Here is a 276-nt window from a genome sequence, read left to right on the forward strand (position 1 = left end):
CGGCCCGTTCATAGCATTCGGCTAGCCGCGCTCAAGCCCCGATACGGTCGCCGGAGCGATCTGCGCCGGAGCCGCCGGAAGCGCCGCCGGCACCGCCGACGGACCCGAACCCGCGACAGGCAGCGCCAGCGAGGTCTTGCCCAGATCCACCGTGATCTTCGGGTACTGCGCCGGCCCCGAGATGAACGAGCCGTCCGTCCCGCCGATGATCAGCGCGAGCTGATGTCCCTGCGGGACGACGTGATCCGTGCTCGCCAGCCGGAACGTCATCGTGTA

General features: G+C 69.6%; 1 protein-coding gene. It reads right to left on the reverse strand.

Features of this window, described 5'->3' with window-relative positions; all coding sequences use genetic code 11:
• Nucleotides 1–21: 21 nt before the first annotated feature.
• Nucleotides 22–276 (reverse strand): CocE/NonD family hydrolase C-terminal non-catalytic domain-containing protein (locus AVR91_RS37310; protein ID WP_323807908.1); only part of this gene is annotated, 255 nt, incomplete at its 5' end.

Source organism: Amycolatopsis keratiniphila subsp. keratiniphila, assembly GCF_001620365.2.
Classification (GTDB): Bacteria; Actinomycetota; Actinomycetes; order Mycobacteriales; family Pseudonocardiaceae; genus Amycolatopsis; species Amycolatopsis keratiniphila.